The sequence below is a fragment of the Nitrospira sp. genome, from assembly GCA_024760525.1.
Classification (GTDB): domain Bacteria; phylum Nitrospirota; class Nitrospiria; order Nitrospirales; family Nitrospiraceae; genus Nitrospira_D.
The window spans coordinates 844,763-859,726 of sequence record CP060499.1; the positions used below are offsets into that span (position 1 = coordinate 844,763).

Sequence of the window (14,964 nt, forward strand, 5' to 3'; positions counted from 1 at the left end):
AGGCCTTGTTGTCCTAGCCAGTCTACTCGGCGGTTTCGGGATTCCGCTCGTCAGTTCGGAGGGGCTGATGATCAGGTCCCAGCTGATGCAAGGTGACCTTCCGAACGCCGCTGATGATGCGGCGTGGCAAAGGGTCTCGCCGACCACGATTCCCCTCAGTGGGCAGGTCATTACCAGGCCGGTGTGGCCGGAGCCGACCGTCCATGCATTGACCGTGAGGTCCGTACACAATGGGATCGACATCGCCTTTCTGCTTGAATGGCAAGACAATACGAAGAATGATCGTCTGACTCCCGGTACGTTCAGGGATGGAGTCGCGATCGGTCTTCCGCTCGGTGATGCACCGGCCTTTTTCTGCATGGGGCAGCTGGACCACTACATCAATATCTGGCACTGGAAAGCGGACTGGCAAAGCGATATCGATCGGCGGGCGGCCCGGGCCCCGGAGAAAAAGGAGGGCGGCGTTCGGACATTCGAGGTCATTCCGCGACGTGTTTCTTCGGTTGAAGATCTGATCGGCGGGGGATTCAGCACGTTGACGACAAAAGATAAACAAGGGCGAGTACAGGGGCAAGCACTGTGGAAAGACGGTGTCTGGCATGTCGTAATGCGGCGTCCCCTGATCAGCGAGGAGCAAGAGAACGAAGCCAAGCTCGTTCCCGGACGTGTCCAGACCGTGTCATTTGCCGTGTGGAACGGAGAAAACAAGGAACGCAACGGTCAGAAGGCCGTGGCCCCGTGGTTTCAGCTCAGCATCGATCCTGTCGCGCACCTGTAACAGAGCAGCGAGCAGATTCGCCTTCGGTCGGTCTCTCTTGTCCGAGTGAGTTCTTCACGGAGCTGAGCTGTGAGGTGGTGGTGGCACACAGGATTTTGAGAGCACGGATTGTATGGAACGTGATGCTGGTCGGCGGTCTTCTTGTGGGTGGTATGGAAAGCGCGTGGGCCGCGACCCAGAACGGCGCCATGACGGAAGAAGAAGCGGTCAAGCTTGGAGAAGAGTTTGGGATCATTGTCGGCGCCGTGGATGAAGAGATTCAAAAGGAACTCAAGCTTCAGAAACCACAGGGCGTTGCAGTGTTCGAGGTGATCGGAAACTCGCGCGCGGACTATGCGGGGATCAAGGTGCGATCCGTCATCAAGGAAATCGACAAACAAGAGATCCGAACCATGACGGACTTCGGGCGGGCCATCAAAAAAGCCATGAAAGAATGCAATTTTACCGTTGGAACCTATGAGCCGGCCGATCCCGACGATCCTGTCGGATGGGGCGTCAATTTTCATTTCGTCGGCTGTAAGCGGGATTAGCAGAATGTTGAATATGTCCGCCGGCAATCGTCGGCGAATTACAGCCGTATCGATATGTCTTGCCCTTCTTGTGAGCGGCGGCCTGTATCATCGGCAAGCGGCTGCGGAGGATGCCAAGGGGCAAGCCCCCGGGAATTGGGTCGCAGAGATTGAAAAAGTATTCATCCGGTCGGAAGACTGCAAACAATGCCACGATCGTCATTATGAAGAGTGGAAGGGCGCCAGGGAGCAGACGCCGGATTTGAAAATCTTTGGCCGTGTGGATGCCGCTCTTCTACACGGCACGTCGCTGGAGTCTCCGGTCTTTCGTGCCGTCCTGGGTCTTTGGAAGCAGACGAATCCCACGCCAGACGAACAGCAGCGTTGTCTCGCGTGCCATGTGCCGTCCGTGATCACGTTCCCTCAGCATGCCGAGAAGATTGCGGCGCAAGTGATTGCCGGGAAGCCAAGGATCGAGGGGATCGGTTGTGCGGCCTGCCATTTGATGAACGGAATGGACAAGACCTCAAACTCGCCGCCGACCTTCACACTGCAGCCGGGCAACACACTCTACGGTCCGTACTCCAATCCCGAGGAGAACCTCGTCCATCAGGCCGTGCAGTCGGATCAGTTTCGCGCAGCCAGTTTTTGCGCATCTTGTCATTTCGATAAAGTGAAGGATGTGACGCAGAAGAATCTGCCGGGGGAAATTCTTGAGGGAACAATTTGTCAGGATTGCCACATGGAGTCCTCGACCGGGAGCTCCACCTCGAGGCGTGGAGCAATGACCAGAGCCATCGGACGCCACTGGTTTCGTGGTGTCGTCGTCGCCGGGACGATGTTGAAGAACCGAAATCTGCAAGCGGAGTGGATGCCTCGCATTGACATTGAGGCGACAAGAACCGGCATGGTGGTGGAAGGCACCGGCATTGTAAAAGTCGGCAGCCTCCCGCACAGTTTTCCCGATGGCGATCCGGTCCTGAAGCAGTTTTTTCTGACGATCACGGTGAAAGATGCGAAAGGGAGCACGTTAGCGGAAGAGACAAAACAGTTTGGCTTGCCCTATGACAAGATCCTTCGCGGGCCGATCCCTGATCCCTTCATCAAGGGTGGCAACACGAGGAAGGTTCCCTTTGCACTGACGCTTCCCCGGGGGGCCGCCGCCTCGTCAATCGAGGCCGTGCTGACCTATGCCCTTATTCCAAAGCCTGAGCCTCCCTTACAGGAAAGGTATTTCGCCACTCTCCAAGCGGACACCGAACGCGAAGAGGCGCGGAAGATCATCCAGGAATATACGCAGCGGCGCTTTCTGACCTATCGTGTCAAATCACTCTCCTAGCAGAATGATGAAAAAGTCCTCCAGCGTCGTGCTCGCTTCGCTCGGAGACTCAACGTACCGATGCGTGGCCGCTGACCGTTCGAGAGTGAAGCCATTGCTTACCATGGTAGTAGTTGGGCTCTGTTTGGTCGTAATGATCGGTGCCGCTGTGTTATCCGATGGCGCGGGTACATCCGCCCTGGCACAGAATGCGGCTGGCCAGTCGTTGATCGAGAAGACCTTCCCACATTCCAACAAGTGCAAACGGTGTCACGAGCGGGTGTATGAAGAGTGGGAAACCTCGCCTTTGTCGAAGTCCATCCATTCCCCGGCATTCCGTGCGTCACTCGATATGTACTTGAACTCAGCCGGTGGAAAGGACAAAACGTTGTGCTTCAGGTGTCATGCTCCGCACGTCCGAGAATTCCCGGATCATGCGCAACTCTTTGTCGATCAAGCGAAGGCGGGTGATCCGTCCTTGGACGGCGTCGCGTGCAGCCAGTGCCATCTGATCAAGCACGTGGATCGAGCGAAGCATCCGCCGGAACCGAAGTATGAGATCGGCGGCAAGACACTGTATGGCCCATACCAGGATTTCGTCCAGAATCTCGCGCACCAGTCGATGGAACTGAGTCTGTTCCAGAAATCCGATCTGTGTTTGAACTGCCATCAGTCCGTGCCGTCGGCGGTGAACTTGGGCAAGTCCAACGACTTGCTGGGGAATTGGGACCAAAGCCAGGCCATAAAGTCCGGCAAAGAATGTCAGACGTGCCATATGCCGCAACAAGTCGGGGAGTCGGCCAACGGGGAAAAGAAACGCAAGATCGCCAATCATAGCTTCCCGGGTCGTATCGGCAAGCTTCGGCAAGAGGCTGCGAAATTAGACGTGCAGACGAAAGTCGACGGTGACAAGACGACTGTCATGGTAAAGGTCCAAAGCCTGGTACCACACAACCTGCCTGCCACCCATCCTGCCTGGGCTGCGGTGGTGTTAAATCTGGACGTCAAAGGGAAAAACCTCAAAACGGTGTTCACGGATAAACGTGTCTATGGTCGGACGTACGTGGACGCTCGAGGACAGAAGACGATCTTTGACTTTGAAGCGACGAAAGTGGCAGAAGACACGGTTTTGAAACCGGAAGAAACCAAAGAGGAAACATTCACATTTCCGACCCCGAAAGACACGAAGACGTTCGATATTGAAGTCGGGTTGAATTACTCGCCTTTGAATGGCCCCGAATCATTTCTCCAGCGCGTCGAAGCAGAATCATCCCATGGAGCACAGGATCCCGCCTTCCAGCCGATCGAGATCGTGAAGCGGACGGAGAATATTCCGGTCAGCAGGTAATCGCCATTGGCCGTCCGTCTCTCATGAGGCGCGAACCGGATGAGGGCGCAGCGTTCACAAGCTTGTCCGCGGGATACACTCCACGAACGCCGCGTCATGTGCATTCCGCCGTTGCCAGAGGCGGTCCCCCTTGGATGATACCGATACAGAGGGCATACGCAACGAACCGGCCGTACGGCACGTTGCGGCATTGCTCCCTATCCGACTCGACCCAGTAGTTCCGCTTTGAGACCCGCTTGAGAAAGCGCTGCGTGGTAAAGGGGCTCTTGCCGTCTCGGAGCAGCCCGTCGAAAAACTCGTTGTAACCCATCGGCAAGCTGGCCACGATCTGTCCACCGGGGGCCAGGCATCGGTTCCGAAGGTGTTTGATGGCCCGCAGCATTTTATCCGGCTCTCGCGGCTCCTCGTCCCATCCGACGTGTTCCAGCGTTGAGATACTCAGGATAAGGTCGTACCGCTCTGTTGGCACAAACTCGACAATGTCCTTGTTGATGACACCGGGAGCTACCTCGTACTTGTCGACCACATCGTGGTGGGTCGGGAAGTAATGCGAGAGCACGTTGCCGACCTCGAGAATTCGTGCAGTCTGATGACGAAGAAGGATTTCCCGGAAGATCGGGATTTCAACGCCACGCTCATTTTTCCAAGTCTTGTTACAGAAGTGATAGAGGTAGGGGTACGATCGCCCATCAAAGGTAAAGGTCTTGGCCCTTGTCCAGCGGGTCAGCGCCATCTTGGCAAAGCGCCAGTAGCGCGCGGATGCGCTCTCGCTGCCGGTGGCGGCATTGGTGTAGTCGTAGGTGTAGGGCATGAAGAAAACGGTCATTCAAAGAGAATGCGGGAACCAGGGGACTTCATCTTGAAGATTTGCAAGGCATTGTAAATGCCTTTGGCGGGATGGTTCAGGATCAGACGGGAATTGGTGATATGCGTATCGAGGAGCTCGTATTGCCCGCCGCTATAATACAGATCACAGTCATCAATCTGGCAGTTCTTGTAGACATGATTGTCTAATGCGAGTTTCGCCTTCGTGAAGGTCTGGCCGTCGATCACGATGTAATTTGGTTCGAATTCCATAGAGTTTCTTATGGCGAACTATAGCAAAGTAGACGATGGACGTAAACTAGCTCACGGGCAACCATGAAGCCAGTCATCAGCATTCTAATTCGGAACGATCCGAAACACATTGCCATCTTGAGTCAGAATATAAAGGTCTCCTGAACTGTCTTGGCCGAAGCTGGTTATTGAAGGTACGGTAAGCAGAGGCCACTCTGTTTGTTCGAGAGCCGACCCGTTGTCGAATCGAAAACTGCGAACAAAGCGGGCGCAGAAATCCGCATAGAAATAGGTGCCTTGGATTGCCGGCACTGCCTGGCCTCGATACACGTAGCCGCCGGTGATGGCGCAGGCTCCGTTGTCGTGGGTATATTCCAGGATCGGCAAGGTGAGTCCACCGCTATTACAGTTGACAGTCGGATTAAAACAGATCGATCCTTCCATGAGCCGCCATCCGTAATTCAGTCCGCGTCCTGCACTGGGTCCTTGTGACACATTAACCTCTTCCCGTGCGCCTTGGCCGACGTCTCCGACATACAGATCGTCACCATCAAACGAAAAACGCCAGGGATTACGGAGTCCATAGCTCCAGACCAACTGATCACCTCCGCCGAGGACAAAAGGATTGATTTCTCCATTCGTACAGGCAGCTCCGGTGGTCGGATCGATCCGGAGAATCTTCCCCAGCCGACTTGCGAGGTTCTGAGCATTGTTGCCGGGATCCCCTGAGCTTCCTCCGTCACCGACTCCTGCATATAGACAACCATCCGGTCCGAATATCAACATGCCTCCGTTATGGTTGGCAAAGGTCGGATGCGGAATGGAAACTAAGATGACCTGCGAAACCGGATTGGCGAGGTTGGCATTCGTTGCTGATACCAAAAACCGAGCGATCGTGATCGTGCCATTGGCATCCGTATACTGGACGTAGAAGCGGCCGTTCGCATTGTAGTCTGGGTCAAAGGCCAGCCCCAGTAATCCTCGTTCTCCTGCGCTGGTGATGCCGGTTAAAGAGAGATATGTGGCGAGCACGGTTCCCGTTACACGATCAAGAACCTTAATGATACCACCCTGTTCCACGACAAACAGACGGGTGGAGTCACCCTGAGGAGCGGTGAGGAACACAGGAGAGTTCAGACTGCTGGCGACGAGTTGGAGCTGAAGGCTGGTTGCAGTCGGGACGGTATTCGTGTTCTGTGGGTCACTGGCACTATTGCACGCTGCGAGGAGACCGACGAAATACCAACCAAGAGTTATGCGGATGATTGTCTGTCGCATGGTTGGGCTGTTGTCCTGCTTGAAGGATGATTTGTATCCTATCATTCCAACCGGCGGCAAATCGCTAGATCAATGGAAGGCGGCGTGTTCATCTCACGTGTCGGCAACGATTGAACACCGTCATCGTCACTATTTCAAACGCCCAGTATTTTGTCTTGATCCGCTCAGGCTAACCCTATAGAATGGCTGAGCTTTTCGGGTGGTTAGCTTCTGATTCGACTCCGCCCGCCTTGGGTTTCCCCACTCGCGCATGTACTTTGGATGGGTTGAAGCCACGGAGAGCCGTGTGACATATGGAGTTCGTTTAACCAGCAGGAGGATTGCCAGTGAGTGATTCAGCGATTGTAATCTTTGCACTCATCGCGGCCGTGACCGGTATTGCCTATGGACTGTACCTGGCGATGTGGGTGTTCAAGCTCGATGCCGGCAACGCGAAGATGCAGGAAATCTCAAAGGCCATTCAAGAAGGTGCCGGCGCCTATATGAATCGACAGTACAAAACTGTCGGCTTCGTGGCGGCGGGTCTGTTCGTTGTTCTGGCAGCTGCCGGAGCAGTGTCGGATAAATTCGGCTTGCTCACCGCGATTGGTTTCTTGGTCGGCGCGGGAGCCTCGTCCATCGCCGGCTATGTCGGAATGATTATCGCGGTTCGCGCCAATGTGCGCACTGCGCAAGCCGCGCATAACGGCATGAACGCCGCCCTGATCGTTGCTTTCCGGGGTGGGGCGGTGACCGGTCTCTTGCTGATCGGGCTCGGCCTGCTGGCCATTACGGCCTTCTATACCATCGCTCAGTCGATTGCCGGTCAGGAGAAAGCCATCCATGCATTGCTCAGTCTCGGCTTCGGCGGCAGCTTGATCTCGGTCTTTGCGCGTGTCGGCGGTGGGATCTACACAAAGGCAGCGGACGTCGGCGCCGACTTGGTCGGCAAGGTCGAGGCGGGTATTCCAGAGGATGATCCGAGGAATCCGGCTGTTATCGCGGATAACGTCGGTGACAATGTGGGAGATTGTGCCGGAATGGCGGCAGACCTGTTTGAGACCTATGCCGTGACGACAGTGGCAGCAATGGTGCTGGCGTTTACAATGTTCAAGGGAGCGACCGCCCCGATTCTTTATCCGCTGGCCTTGGGTGGCGTGACGATCTTTGCGACCATCATCGGTATTCTCTTTGTAAAGGTCAGCGAGGGCGGTGAAATCATGACCGCCCTCTATAAGGGGTTGTTTGTGGCCGGCGGGATTTCGGCCGCGGCGTTCTTCCCAATTACCTCAAAAATCATGGATGGGGTGGGTGGTGTCAGCGGCATGAGCTACTACTTTGCGGCACTAATTGGTCTGACTGTGACCTTGGCGCTCGTGTTCATTACCGACTACTACACGTCGAAGAGTTATGAGCCGGTAAAGTATATTTCCAAAGCCAGCGAAACCGGGCACGCCACCAACATTATCGCAGGCCTGGCAGTAGGCATGCAGTCGACATCGGCTCCTGTGGTGGTGATTTCCGCGGCGATTCTCGGCAGTTACTGGATTTGCGGTGGGGCGGAATCAGGAGGGCTTTATGGCGTCGCCGTTGCAGCGGTGTCCATGCTCTCGATGGCCGGGATCGTTGTCGCGATCGATGCCTTTGGTCCGATCACCGATAACGCCGGTGGTATCGCCGAAATGTCGCACCTGGGCAAGGAAGTGCGCGACATCACCGATCCATTGGATGCCGTCGGCAATACGACGAAGGCGGTCACCAAAGGGTATGCGATTGGGTCTGCCGCATTGGCGGCAGTGGTGCTGTTTGCCGAATACTCGCGTGAGGTGGCCGCACACAATCCGGCGCTGGCTGCATTCGATCTTTCCAATCCAAAAGTCCTGGTTGGGCTGTTCCTCGGCGGTATGTTGCCGTTTATCTTCGGCGCCATGTGTATGAGGGCCGTCGGTGAAGCGGGAGGGCTGATTGTGGAAGAAGTAAGGCGGCAGTTCAGAACGATCAAAGGCATCATGGAGGGGACAGGTAAGCCGGAGTATGGGACCTGTGTGGATATCGTGACCCAGGCGGCAATTCAAAAGATGATGATTCCCGGTTTGATTCCTGTGGTCTCGCCGGTGGTTGTCGGTGTGGTGCTTGGCCCACAAGCGCTCGGCGGCGTGTTGGTCGGCAGCATCGTGACCGGTCTGTTCGTTGCGATTTCCATGACAAGCGGCGGTGGCGCGTGGGACAACGCCAAGAAGTTCATCGAAGAGCAGGGCAAAAAGGGCACCGAAACACACAAGGCGGCGGTTACGGGCGATACAGTCGGTGATCCGTACAAGGATACGGCAGGTCCAGCCATCAACCCGATGATCAAGGTGATCAATATCGTGGCTCTGCTCATTGTTTCGCTGATTGTATAATAGCGCCTCTCGTCTTTGGTGAGACGTTGTTTGCGTGACGAAAAGCATCTGTCACCTGATCTGGGAGGGTTCCTCTCTCAATTACAAACTCCCCTGAGGGAATCGGCTTGTATTCCACGAGAGGCCATTTATAGATTCTACCTTGGCTTGACGGCTTCGCGAGTGCTGGAGTAAGGTGAATGTGACTATCCCGGATTCTTGGGAGGTGCTCGGATGGAAAAGCAAGAGCGAAAACAGGAAGCCAAACGAGAGCCGCAAGGGAAGGAAGAAGTAAAGGCCAATCCCAAGGTCGTCGAGGCCGGCAAGAAAATTAAAGAGGACATCGACAAACTGGTCGACGAAATCGATGATGTCCTTGAAAAAAACGCTGAAGAATTTGTGAAGAATTACGTTCAGAAAGGAGGGGAATAGCGCAGGTTCGAAGTCTCCCCTCTTGTTCGACGAAGCTTACCCGTCCTCGCAGCCTATCTGTTTGACAAAGTAGAAGCGGCTTATTACAGTCTTTTACCTTTCCCTGTGATCCCTGGTCTGAATGTTGGAACGGCCCAGGCCCGTAAGGAGGCGAGGATGAAGTCTAAGCTCTGGGTCGTTCGCCAGGTAGATCCCGTCCAACGCGGCCTCATATCTCGGGCCTTGTCGATCTCCTCGGCTACTGCGTCACTGTTGCTCAATCGCGGTGTCACCAGTGTGGACCAGGCGACAGCTTGGATGTCCCCGATCAAGACGCATGATCCTTTCCTGATTCCCGACATGGAGCGGGCGATTGACCGTCTTCATCAGGCAATGCGACGGCACGAGCGGGTGTGCTTTTATGGTGATTACGATGTGGACGGCATGTCCGCCACCAGTATCTACCTCTCATTCTTCCGCGGGCTTGGCGCTGAAGCTCGAGCATACGTTCCTCACCGCTTGCGAGAGGGCTATGGTCTCAATGAGGCTGCCGTCAGGATATTGGCCAAGGAAGGTGTCACTTTGCTGGTCACGTCCGACTGCGGGACGACATCGCACCGTGAGATTGCCGTCGCAAATGAACTCGGGATGGATGTGATCGTGACCGATCACCATCAAAGCGATATGGATATGCCGCCTGCTCTGGCAGTGATGAATCCGCATCGCCGGGAGGCCCAGTATCCCTTTCATGGGCTCTGTTCCGGCGGGCTTGCCTATAAGGTCGCCCAGGCCTATGAGATAAAATATGGATCGGGTTCTGCGTCCTTGGAGTCGCTGTTGGATTTGGCCGCACTTGCGACGATCGCCGATGTCGTTCCACTCCAGGATGAAAACCGACTGTTCGTTCGCGAGGGCCTCGCCCATATTTCACGAGGTGCCCGCTGCGGCATACGGGCCTTGAAACAGGTGGCGGGCATTAGTCGTGACTGCACGGCGGAGACGATCGCCTTCAAACTCGGGCCTCGACTCAATGCCGCGGGGCGCTTGGATGAGGCCATCAAAGGCGTCAAGCTCCTGACTACGGAGTCGGAGCGGGAAGCCAAAGAGTTGGCTGAAGACTTGGAGCAATTGAATCGAGCTCGCCGGGAACTTGAGGCCGATATTCTTCGGGATGCATTAAGACAGGTCGAATCACGGGAGTTACCCGCCGGTATCGTATTGTACGCGCGAGGGTGGCATCTGGGAGTCGTCGGTATCGTGGCTGCCCGCATCATGGAGCACTTTCACCGTCCGACGGTCGTGGTTGCCGTGAATGAACACGGGGTCGGGAAAGGATCGGCTCGGACCATACCCGGATTCGACCTCTATCAAACCTTAGCGAGTTGCCGGGATTTGCTTATGGCATTCGGTGGTCATCCCAGTGCGGCCGGGGTCACCATTCAGGAGGCGATGTTGCCGGAATTTGCGGAGCGGTTTGCTGCGATCGCGGAAGCATGGATCCGGGAGACTCAAAGCGTTCCCATGTTGCATGTCGATTCAGAAGTGCGTCTGGACGAGATCACGCTTCAGCTGATCCGGGAAATCGGCGTGCTGCATCCATTCGGTGCCGGGAATCCGGAGCCGACCTTCGCCGTCAGGCGTCTGGATGTCCTCAACGCACGCGTTGTCGGAGAGAAGCATTTGAAGCTGACAGTCCGGCAGGACAGGTCTTTACCGTTTGATAGTATAGGATTCGGGATGAAATCGCTGGAGGATCAGGGGTTGTCGTTAAAGACACCCGTCGACGTTGCCTTTACGCCCGAGCTCAACCATTGGAATGGCTATGATCGAATTCAATTGCGTATTCGAGACATAAGGGCGGCGGGGTGTGAGTAACAGACGATGTACGAAACTGTCACAGATATCGACCAACTGCTGGATCGCCTCCAAAGCTATCAACCGGACGCCGATCTCGCTTTGGTGCGAAAGGCTTATCAGTTCTCCGCCAAAGCCCACGAAGGACAAACACGCCGCTCCGGCGAACCCTACGTAAAACATCCCGTGGCGGTGGCCGGTGTGTTGACGGCCCTCAAAACCGACGCCACAGCAATCGTGGCTGGACTCCTCCACGATACGTTGGAAGATACGGTGGCCACGGCCGATGAACTTCAACAGGAATTCGGCAAGGAAGTCGTCCAGCTCGTCGACGGAGTCACGAAGATCGGGAAGATCACCTTTCGAAGCTCCGAAGAGAAGCAGGCCGAAAACTTCCGCAAAATGGTGCTCTCGATGGCGGATGATATCCGCGTCGTGATCATCAAGCTGGCCGACCGACTCCACAATATGCGGACACTCGAACACCTTAAAGAAAGTAAGCGCCAAGAGATTGCACAGGAGACGCTGGAGATCTATGCGCCATTGGCCAACCGCATCGGAATCGGCTGGGTGAAGAACGAGCTCGAGGATCTCTGCCTCAAACATCTCAAGCCGGATGTCTACGAAACCTTGCGCGTCAGCGTCGCGAAGCGGGACGAAGATCGCCAGCAATATATCCAAGAGGTCCAAGCACTGGTCGAGAAGGCTCTGGTGGAAAACGGGCTGGCTGGGGCGGTGTACGGCAGGCCCAAGCATCTCTACGGCATCTATCAAAAGATGAAGAAGCAATCGATCTCGTTTGAAGAGGTCTATGACCTCACTGCGTTACGGATCATTACCGATACCAAGATGAACTGCTATGCGGTACTCGGGGTGATCCATTCGCTGTGGCGTCCGTTGCCGGGCCGTTTCAAGGATTACATCGCGATTCCCAAGTCCAATCTCTATCAGTCGCTCCATACGACCGTGGTCGGACCGAAAGGCGAGCATGTGGAATTTCAGATTCGCACTGAGGAGATGCACCGTGTGGCCGAATACGGGATCGCGGCCCATTGGAAATATAAGGAACAGGGGCGGGTGCAGGATAAAGACAGCAAAGCATTTGGATGGCTGAGGCAATTCATCGAATGGCAAAAGGACTTGCCGGATAACCGCCAATTCATGGATTCGGTGAAACTCGAGCTGTTCCACGACGTCGTGTACGTCTTTACGCCTAAGGGAATGGTGAAAGAGCTGCCCAAGGGGGCGACCCCGGTGGATTTTGCGTATGCCATTCATACGGAAGTGGGCGATCACTGTGTCGGTGCGAAGGTCAACGGTAAGATCGTTCCGCTCAAGCATGAGGTGACGAGCGGTGATACCATCGAGATCCTGACGTCGTCCAATCAGACTCCGCACAAGGACTGGCTCAAGTTCGTCCGAACGTCACGGGCAAAAACAAAAATCAAACATTGGATCAAAGCGGAGGAACAGAAGCGAAGCCTGGAAATCGGCCGGCGCTTGCTCGAAGCGGAGATCCGTCGTCATGGGTTAGCTCCGGCACAAGTGTTGAAGTCCGATTCACTGCTCGAGATCGCCAAACAAGAAGGATATGAATCGACTGACGAACTGGCCGCAGCCGTTGGATTCGGCAATGTCGCCACGGCTCAAATCGTCGGAAGGTTGATCACCCCTGCATCCGGGAATGCGCCTGTTCAGCCGGAACCTGTGACCCTCCCAAAAGTCCCAAGCCGGGGAAGAGAAGAACGGGGAGTTCAGGTGAAGGGCGGCCGTGATCTTTTGATGCAACTGTCCCGCTGCTGTAATCCGGTTCCCGGTGACAAAATCTTGGGATACATCACCCGCGGAAGGGGTCTGACAATTCATTCTGTCGACTGCCCTAACTTGGAAGCGTTAGATTATGATCGAGAACGGTTGGTTGAAGTGGAATGGGATACCGCCACGCCCAGCCAACACGCGGTAAAAATCGCCGTGATTGCGGAGGATAAGACCGGGGTCCTGGCGAATGTCTCGTCGGCCATCGCTGAGTGTCAGGCGAACATCAGCCGGGCCGAAATCATCACCAGGGAAGACCGCAAAGCCGAGCTGGATTTCGTGGTCGAGGTTGCCGATACGGATCACCTGAATCGAGTGTTGAAAGCCATCGAACGGGTAGAGGGTGTCATTACGGCGAGACGTCTGAGATCTTGGAGACAAAAATCATGAGCGAGTGCGTCGCAGGAATAGACTTAGGGTCTGCCGAACAGTAATTTTGTTCCTTTCTCGATCTTATACCCATCAATCGTACCGCCTGCAATCTCGAGGACGTACACGGCATCATCGCTATTCGGACGATATTGAGGACATGAATCGTCGGTCTTGGTGCAAATCGGCACGTTCCGTTCGACATGCGTGACTCGCTTTTTATCGTCCAACCAGATCAGATCGAGCGCAATCTTGGTATTCTTCATCCAAAATGACCACGCCTGGGGTTCGCTAAAAAAGAACAACATCCCATGGTCTTTCTCGAGGTGATCTCGGTACATGAGGCCCTGAGCACGCTTTCTCGGCGTGTCGGCGATTTCGGCCTGAATGGTGACGCCTGAAGGAGTCTGGATCGAGACGAGCCCGGAATCGGCCGCGAGACCGATTGGAATAGTGCCGAAGAGTGACCCGGTGAACACCAAGGCGCAAAGAGCGAGGAACGAAGGAGCCCTGCCACACATGAGCGCATCGTAATGATCGCCTCCTCTTCAGTCAAGAAGGCCATCCGATGAAAATGGCGGCCGGCCCGTCTCCGGTTCCGCGAATATTGCAATCATGTCGGAGGTTGTGCCATCCTCCTCCGGCCGGATTCGACAGAGAGGAAACTATGCAGGAAAAACGGCGGGTGCTCTATAAAAAGGGAGTGTTCGTGTGTCCAGGATGTCGCCAATCTTACGTCCAGGAGAAATGGATTGAAGAATGGCGGATTCGTTGCCATCGCTGCACGTATCGTGGAACGCTGACGGAAGTGTCGGTTGAAGAACACATGGAGGAAGAAACGTTTCGGCACTAGCGCCTCTCGTTTCTCCCATATCCTGGTCGTGACGTTGTGCCATCACACCAAATACGGACCGCTAGGCTGAGTGAGTGGAAGTGGCGGCGTCTCTTGGTCGTCGCGCTGACGCTGGTCACGGTTTGCGCCGGCTGTGTATCGAAGTCTTTAGCGGACGAAGCCTCACCGTCGATCAAAATCCTCGTGACTTACCATTCTCTCTCGGGAAACACCGAACGTATGGCAGAAGCAGTGGTCGCCGGCGCACGATCCGTCTCGGGCACCGAGGTTGTGGTCAAGCGTGTCGGACAGGTGACCGCGGAGGAACTGTTTGCCGCCGATGCGGTAGTGGTCGGCTCGCCCGTGTATTGGTCCAACATGTCAGGGGAGGTGAAAACCTTCTTCGATAACTGGCAATTCAAGTTCGGTGTCTTTCCTGAATTCAAGATGAAGAACAAGGTCGGTGCAGCCTTCGCCACAGGGGGGCAAATCTCAGGGGGTAAGGAAGTCACCATGTTGACCATTCTTGCCGCAATGCTTGGGAATCAAATGATTGTGGTGAGCGGCGGTGGCGCGTTCGGGGCGTCGGCGACAACCGAGGGTGACAGCCCAGGGATCGATAATAAGGAGCTTGCAGAGGCCAAAGCGTTAGGCCAACGTGTGGCCGAGGTCACGAAGCTCGTCAGAGTTGGTTCGCCGCGTTGAATTATCCTGTGAAAGATGCGAGGAAGGGACACGGAATCTCTTCTCGTAAACCGGCGCGTGCGGGGAACGGATGGTTACCGGTCCACAGTGCTGGTCGCTGCCCCTTGGACCGCGATCTCTACAAATTCATGAATATTCCTCGCGCAGCGGCCACAACTGCCGCTTTGCTTGAGGCCAAACTTGGATTTGAGCTGACATGGCATCACAAATCCTGCTCGCCCTGCTTCACGAACATCAGCTTCTGTAATTCCTTTGCACAAGCAAACGTACATCTCTCCTCCAGATGAACGATTATGAGAAGCATTCTCAGTATTTCATGACTTCGAGAATT

The 14,964-nt window shown here is 55.2% G+C and carries 15 protein-coding genes; 10 read left to right on the top strand and 5 right to left on the bottom strand.

Going from position 1 to position 14,964, the window contains the following annotated elements; translation table 11 throughout:
• Positions 1–67: 67 nt before the first annotated feature.
• From H8K04_04075 to H8K04_04090, 4 genes are all read left to right on the top strand, one after another.
• On the top strand, positions 68–778 hold the full coding sequence (locus H8K04_04075) for a hypothetical protein (protein ID UVT16739.1): 711 nt from the start codon (positions 68–70) through the stop codon (positions 776–778).
• 80 nt (positions 779–858) lie between these two features.
• A complete protein-coding gene (locus tag H8K04_04080) occupies positions 859–1,308 on the top strand; it encodes a PDZ domain-containing protein (GenBank protein ID UVT16740.1) in 450 nt (149 codons plus the stop codon).
• A gap of 4 nt (positions 1,309–1,312) precedes the next feature.
• Positions 1,313–2,626: a hypothetical protein gene (locus tag H8K04_04085; protein UVT16741.1), complete on the top strand. Its 1,314-nt coding sequence runs from the start codon at positions 1,313–1,315 to the stop codon at positions 2,624–2,626.
• Between the two features lie 103 nt (positions 2,627–2,729).
• Entirely contained in the window at positions 2,730–3,953 is a 1,224-nt protein-coding gene (locus H8K04_04090; protein UVT16742.1) for a hypothetical protein, read from the top strand.
• Positions 3,954–4,047: 94 nt separating this feature from the next.
• On the opposite strand, the gene H8K04_04095 is transcribed toward H8K04_04090, so the two are convergent.
• The 3 genes from H8K04_04095 to H8K04_04105 all read right to left on the bottom strand — a co-directional run bounded on the left by H8K04_04095 (position 4,048) and on the right by H8K04_04105 (position 6,287).
• Entirely contained in the window at positions 4,048–4,779 is a 732-nt protein-coding gene (locus tag H8K04_04095) for a hypothetical protein (GenBank protein ID UVT16743.1), read from the bottom strand.
• Complete coding sequence (locus tag H8K04_04100; GenBank protein UVT16744.1) at positions 4,776–5,030, bottom strand: hypothetical protein; 255 nt, start codon at positions 5,028–5,030, stop codon at positions 4,776–4,778. Before H8K04_04100 ends, H8K04_04095 begins: the two co-directional genes overlap by 4 nt.
• An 84-nt stretch (positions 5,031–5,114) precedes the next feature.
• Positions 5,115–6,287 carry a PQQ-dependent sugar dehydrogenase gene (locus H8K04_04105; GenBank protein UVT16745.1) on the bottom strand — a complete coding sequence of 391 codons (1,173 nt, stop codon included), beginning with the start codon at positions 6,285–6,287 and terminating at the stop codon, positions 5,115–5,117.
• 326 nt (positions 6,288–6,613) lie between these two features.
• On the opposite strand from H8K04_04105, the gene H8K04_04110 reads away from it, so the two are divergent.
• The 4 genes from H8K04_04110 to H8K04_04125 all read left to right on the top strand — a co-directional run bounded on the left by H8K04_04110 (position 6,614) and on the right by H8K04_04125 (position 13,117).
• On the top strand, positions 6,614–8,668 hold the full coding sequence (locus H8K04_04110) for a sodium-translocating pyrophosphatase (protein UVT16746.1): 2,055 nt from the start codon (positions 6,614–6,616) through the stop codon (positions 8,666–8,668).
• Between the two features lie 213 nt (positions 8,669–8,881).
• Positions 8,882–9,079 carry a ubiquitin-like protein Pup gene (locus H8K04_04115; protein UVT16747.1) on the top strand — a complete coding sequence of 66 codons (198 nt, stop codon included), beginning with the start codon at positions 8,882–8,884 and terminating at the stop codon, positions 9,077–9,079.
• A gap of 156 nt (positions 9,080–9,235) precedes the next feature.
• The gene (gene recJ / locus H8K04_04120; GenBank protein UVT16748.1) at positions 9,236–10,933 is read left to right on the top strand and encodes a single-stranded-DNA-specific exonuclease RecJ; all 1,698 of its coding nucleotides are present in this window, start codon (positions 9,236–9,238) and stop codon (positions 10,931–10,933) included.
• Positions 10,934–10,939: 6 nt separating this feature from the next.
• Complete coding sequence (locus tag H8K04_04125) at positions 10,940–13,117, top strand: bifunctional (p)ppGpp synthetase/guanosine-3',5'-bis(diphosphate) 3'-pyrophosphohydrolase (protein UVT16749.1); 2,178 nt, start codon at positions 10,940–10,942, stop codon at positions 13,115–13,117.
• A gap of 23 nt (positions 13,118–13,140) precedes the next feature.
• Here H8K04_04125 and H8K04_04130 read toward each other — a convergent pair whose 3' ends face one another.
• Positions 13,141–13,617 carry a DUF192 domain-containing protein gene (locus H8K04_04130; protein UVT16750.1) on the bottom strand — a complete coding sequence of 159 codons (477 nt, stop codon included), beginning with the start codon at positions 13,615–13,617 and terminating at the stop codon, positions 13,141–13,143.
• A gap of 146 nt (positions 13,618–13,763) precedes the next feature.
• On the opposite strand from H8K04_04130, the gene H8K04_04135 reads away from it, so the two are divergent.
• Both H8K04_04135 and H8K04_04140 read left to right on the top strand, forming a co-directional pair.
• Positions 13,764–13,949, top strand: a complete 186-nt coding sequence (locus H8K04_04135; protein ID UVT16751.1) for a hypothetical protein — start codon at positions 13,764–13,766, stop codon at positions 13,947–13,949.
• A gap of 93 nt (positions 13,950–14,042) precedes the next feature.
• The gene (locus tag H8K04_04140) at positions 14,043–14,633 is read left to right on the top strand and encodes an NAD(P)H-dependent oxidoreductase (GenBank protein ID UVT16752.1); all 591 of its coding nucleotides are present in this window, start codon (positions 14,043–14,045) and stop codon (positions 14,631–14,633) included.
• Between the two features lie 74 nt (positions 14,634–14,707).
• Here the strand turns inward: H8K04_04140 and H8K04_04145 are convergent, their stop codons facing one another.
• Complete coding sequence (locus tag H8K04_04145) at positions 14,708–14,905, bottom strand: (2Fe-2S)-binding protein (GenBank protein UVT16753.1); 198 nt, start codon at positions 14,903–14,905, stop codon at positions 14,708–14,710.
• Positions 14,906–14,964: the final 59 nt, after the last annotated feature.